9 protein-coding genes are annotated in these 4,455 nt (G+C 40.2%); 2 read left to right on the top strand and 7 right to left on the bottom strand.

The window, feature by feature from the left end:
* The first annotated feature begins 71 nt into the window (after positions 1 to 71).
* A complete protein-coding gene (locus LC605_RS31185; RefSeq protein WP_309143288.1) occupies positions 72 to 635 on the top strand; it encodes a TraM recognition domain-containing protein in 564 nt (187 codons plus the stop codon).
* A gap of 306 nt (positions 636 to 941) precedes the next feature.
* Here LC605_RS31185 and LC605_RS31180 read toward each other — a convergent pair whose 3' ends face one another.
* The 4 genes from LC605_RS31180 to LC605_RS31165 are packed head-to-tail and all read right to left on the bottom strand — an operon-like array spanning position 942 to position 3,143.
* Positions 942 to 2,126, bottom strand: coding sequence for a hypothetical protein (locus LC605_RS31180; RefSeq protein ID WP_229551272.1), 1,185 nt, complete (start codon positions 2,124 to 2,126; stop codon positions 942 to 944).
* A 27-nt stretch (positions 2,127 to 2,153) separates the two neighbouring features.
* A complete protein-coding gene (locus tag LC605_RS31175) occupies positions 2,154 to 2,492 on the bottom strand; it encodes a XisI protein (RefSeq protein WP_094333515.1) in 339 nt (112 codons plus the stop codon).
* Positions 2,480 to 2,659 carry an element excision factor XisH family protein gene (locus LC605_RS31170; protein WP_229551271.1) on the bottom strand — a complete coding sequence of 60 codons (180 nt, stop codon included), beginning with the start codon at positions 2,657 to 2,659 and terminating at the stop codon, positions 2,480 to 2,482. Before LC605_RS31170 ends, LC605_RS31175 begins: the two co-directional genes overlap by 13 nt.
* 19 nt (positions 2,660 to 2,678) lie before the next feature.
* Positions 2,679 to 3,143 (bottom strand): hypothetical protein, encoded by a 465-nt coding sequence (locus tag LC605_RS31165; RefSeq protein ID WP_229551270.1) that lies wholly within the window; start codon positions 3,141 to 3,143, stop codon positions 2,679 to 2,681.
* A gap of 182 nt (positions 3,144 to 3,325) precedes the next feature.
* Here LC605_RS31165 and LC605_RS31160 point away from each other — a divergent pair, with 182 nt between their 5' ends.
* Positions 3,326 to 3,589 (top strand): hypothetical protein, encoded by a 264-nt coding sequence (locus tag LC605_RS31160; protein WP_229551269.1) that lies wholly within the window; start codon positions 3,326 to 3,328, stop codon positions 3,587 to 3,589.
* A 116-nt stretch (positions 3,590 to 3,705) separates the two neighbouring features.
* On the opposite strand, the gene LC605_RS31155 is transcribed toward LC605_RS31160, so the two are convergent.
* The 3 genes from LC605_RS31155 to LC605_RS31145 all read right to left on the bottom strand — a co-directional run.
* Positions 3,706 to 3,960: a hypothetical protein gene (locus LC605_RS31155; protein WP_229551268.1), complete on the bottom strand. Its 255-nt coding sequence runs from the start codon at positions 3,958 to 3,960 to the stop codon at positions 3,706 to 3,708.
* Complete coding sequence (locus tag LC605_RS31150; protein ID WP_094333544.1) at positions 3,957 to 4,211, bottom strand: hypothetical protein; 255 nt, start codon at positions 4,209 to 4,211, stop codon at positions 3,957 to 3,959. Before LC605_RS31150 ends, LC605_RS31155 begins: the two co-directional genes overlap by 4 nt.
* Before the next feature lie 57 nt (positions 4,212 to 4,268).
* The coding region (locus LC605_RS31145) for a hypothetical protein (protein WP_229551267.1) at positions 4,269 to 4,455 on the bottom strand (187 nt) is incomplete at its 5' end.

Below are 4,455 nucleotides of genomic sequence, written 5' to 3'. Positions count from 1 at the left end.
TCTTAGGCTTTAGGCGTTTAACTCAGTTGGACTCAGTTTGAAAAATAACTGGGGTAATTTATGATGCGTAGATTGTAAGTTCGCGTAAATCAAACGCGAACACTTCTTTTTTGTCCAAAGTCCAATACAAAACGGCTGAGGATTACTCAAAGCGTTACGGTGAGAAGGAAGTGCTGATTAAAAATCGTACCACAGGGCGATCGCTTGGCGGACAAATGAGCCGTTCAATTAGCTGGAGTGAGAATTTGCAAAAAATGCCCGTAATCAGTGCTGACGAAATTTTGAAATTTCCTCAAGGCAAGTGCGTAATTACCAGTCCTGGTTATAGTTCCGAGGGACAAGCTTCTATTCCTTATCCTTTAATTATTCCCGTGTCCAAAGCCGATGAAAAACGGGCGCATGATAGTGAGGCTCTTTGGGATACACAAGTTAAACCTGCTTTAGAAAGTCAGGCGATAATTCCTGATATTAAAACGTTAACACAAGCATTACATGAACGGATTGAGTCAGCAGCGCGGATGTTGCCATTACCAGAGGAAGATGTAGCACCTGCACATGAGTCTAATAACAGTGAAACTGATGTTTTGGAAAATTTCCCAACACGAGTTTATCAAACACCCGGATTGGAAGGATAAGAGGCTGGTAGCTTTTAATAAGCGAAATATTGTTGGATATCTTGTTGCTCACTGCGTAGAATATTCAGTGTTTGCTGGAAGATTTTGGCAGCCTTTCTTCGCTTTTTTAGGTTGTGTTCACCCCGTTTAACTAAGTGTTATAAGGTGTTGCGGCTGTAATTTTCCAGAGCATTACAGAGAGAGTTACCAATGGTTGCAGACCTAAAAAGTGCAAGTTATACGCGCGATAGCTTACTATTTTAGAAATTGGCAAATGTATTGAAATCAAAATTTTACAAATTAATGCTGAATCTTAGCAAGACGATATCACCTTTTCCCCTTGACTTTTTTCAATGCTGCTTGTCTTACTTCTGCATTAAGCAAATAACCAAAACCAACTTTTTCTAAACGCAGCACAAATTCCTCTCGTGTATTGCCCAATTTATTAGCAGTAGCATCCAAATTCCAATTATGCTCCGCTAACTGACTCAGCAAATAAACTCGGCGAGTCTGCATTCCTGATAAGCGATAAGTCTTCAAATACTCCAATTCACCATTCTCTCGAATAATCGCTTCCCCAATATGATTTTCTTCGTTTGGGTTGAGGTCAGTAATAAATCGTTGTAACATGAACGAACCAGCAGTATAGACTTTTTGGGAAATTAACTTGCGTCGTAACAGTCCCTCAGCCATAAAACCCTGAAACGATGCCCAATCTGAACGCATATTTTGTACTGCTGCTCTCAAGGCTGTTAAATCATTAATTTTTGACTCATCTAAAGATAAACTCATGGGAAAAGTCGTATCGTGCAGTAAAGCGTATTGGTACAATAGCTCACCATAGAAATCTTCTAACAAGCTATTGTGCAAAAGTCGATAGTCCTCTGGTGTCGGTACTACAAAAGCTGATGCTAATGCTTCGGCAACAAATACTAATACCCCAACCTGTCGAGAGTGAATTTCAAATACTCGCAAAGCATCTTCAAGCCCAGCAATGTAACGTCCACTAAAAGAACTTTCCATTCGGCTACCCAGTCCATGAGAAAGGGCATACTTAGAATATTCACTCCAGGCAATATCAGGGCCAGAGAAAAACATTGATAAAAAGCCTTCCATTGCCAAGTGGAGTGGCAAAAATCTCAGTTGGTTACTAGATTCCCGCTTCACCATCCGGTGCATTAACCGGACACTGGCACAACCATAGTTTAGCTGTTTACCATCTCTTTGAAAAAGCTGTCCCCCAAAAGCCCCCACAGGACTGCCGTCATTAGTCCAAGACAACACTAGTCCGTGAGGAACATAGGAAAAATATTTCATTCCTGGTGCTGTCATTTCTCCTGCTAAGGAAACAACTGCTAAATCTTCATCGTAGTTACGACGCAGTAAACGCAAATCGTTACGTACCTGATGACGCAATAATGGCACAATCCGCACTGCTCCCCGTATTTGAGAAGGAGCAATTTCTAGTCCTTTGAGTGATATGTCTGCTAACAGATTGCTTTTGGATGCCATAGGATGGTGGGTTTATTTTTATTAATTTTAAGCAACACCGTATTTGGTATAAGGACGTTTGTATGGGGGATGCAAGCCTAAAACAATATCTGAAGCTGGAACTCCTCTTTCCACTAACTCTTGAGCAATATCGGCTTCTGTCATGTTGTGCTGAATCCAAATTTTATTATCTTTAATGTCTAAATGAATGTAACAGGCATAAATACGATTAAACTCTTGCCAACCAATATCTAGAATTTGATAATGATCGTGTTCTGTATCAAAAATGAGTTGACATTCAATATTTGGTTCGTTTGGGGGGTTTGGGGTGGCATGGGCGATTAATAATTCGCGCACAATTTGGCGATATTTGGCTAGTTTTTCCATTCGATTATCTCCTCTGTATTCGGTTTATATGCTATTATTTTTAAGGCATAATGTGATATTGCCGCTTGAGTAAAACGCTCCTGAAAAAAAGTATTAAAAATATCAATAGGAACAGCTAAATAGAGGATGCGATCAGGCTCAGTCATTTTTGAAATAGTTGTTGCCACTCAGGAATTTTAATTTCCATCAAAATAAGCTTCCTTGCAACATATTTTCTGATTTAGTATTTTCATATTTGATACCATTAACTTGAATAAAGTGCTTGTCGTCATTAATTGCAAGAGGTGCAATAACTGGATTATCGACTAATAACTTTTTCCGAGATTTAAAAATTTCCGGTGCAAGTTCCTGTATTTGATCAACCCACTGAGCAATTTGAGGATAGGCATTTAATAAAGGTTCTATAGGAAGTCCTAAAAATAGTTGTCTCATCACCAAAGAGAAGTTATCTGCAACTATAGAGTCCAAGGCAGAGCGATTTGGATGATATTTTTGACTGGGTAATAGGAGTTGTTGCTGTGTTTTAGTAATTTGTTGAATATCGGCAAGATTAATTACTGGCATGGTGGAGAGAATATAACATCTCTCCCATGCAGCGGTAAGCTGCAAATTAATTATACGTACAGCCAAGATACAAGAATTAGCTGTCAATCAAGGACATACACCTATTCGTCAGGCAGTCATTGATTACAGCATATTATATTTAGAGATCGATCAGATTGTTCGGCGGTTGATTGCTATGCACTCAGCGATAGTACGGCTAATATCAGGTAAATAAAGTACATCTAATAAGAACTGTAAAATTACTGCACTAAATCTGAAGCAGTATTGTATTGTCACTTTGGATATTATTCAGTCTATTAGAGCAACAATTAGCGTTAGCCAAAGGCTTTGGCGTACCCTTACAGGGAAGCAAGCTACGCGTAGCGTCTCTAAGAGTTGCCATCGCTCTGTTTTATTTTTATTGGTATCATTACTTCTTTATTTGTTACAAATGTTGTTTTTCTGCGAAAGGCGATCGCTCTACAACGTGGTTTGCGCTCATGAGTGTAGGCGTAGCCCGTCACTATCAGGCGATCGCTAACTCCATATCTTGATAAAGATATTGTGGATGGAATGTCAATATGATCAATCCTCTACTTCCGGCTCACCAATTGTCTTCTGTGCGCCATGACGAATATGGAGAATTCTCACCGTGGGAACAGGCTGATCTTCAAGAACCGTAAATAGAATACGATAGGTTTGCTTTCCTTGCCCGTAAAGAAGAGTCGCGAATTTCTTGACTAAAGAAGGCATCCTCTCGAGCGATTGGACAGCGCCGAGGCATTTCTTGCAAAGAGACGATTGCTTTAATCAACCCTTGATACCAGAGTTGGGCACGTTCATCTGTGGTAAACTGAGAAAAACTTAAGAATGCGGCATCCGCTTCGGCTTTCGCAATGCTGGAGAAATCAATGCGGTACGTCATGCTTCAAGAGACAATCCATATTTCTGATTTTGTTCAGCAATGAAGTCCTCTAAACTCGAAAATTGTCCTTGCTCAAAATCATCAAGCCCACGTTGGATTCCCTTTAAAGCCTCAAAAAAATCTTGATCGTCCAAACTCAGTCCTAAAGTCAGCACCGCTAGCGCCATTTGCGAAATATCTTGTCCAGTACTTTCAGCACGCTGTCGCAGCAGTGCCTCAACTTTCGGTGGTAGATCAAGTGTAATGGACATTGTGAGTTTTCCGAGCGTGATACTGGTTTTATTATAGCGATGCCCTTCGGCGCAGGCTCAGGGTAAGACCTGCTCTGGGCGTAGCTGCGGCACCTCATAGATTGGGTAAAGCGGACTGGGAGCAATGCGATGCAAGTTAGACGGCAGCGATCGCAAATTTATATACTGAAATGATAAGTCAATTAAATCACTATACTTTAAAGTGTTTTCACTAGAAATTATCCTTTGGATATATTCCCAAAAG

This window comes from Nostoc sp. CHAB 5836, assembly GCF_020829445.1.
Classification (GTDB): Bacteria; Cyanobacteriota; Cyanobacteriia; order Cyanobacteriales; family Nostocaceae; genus Nostoc.
Note: the sequence above shows the minus strand (reverse complement) of the source record. Positions and strands in the feature narration are given on the sequence as shown.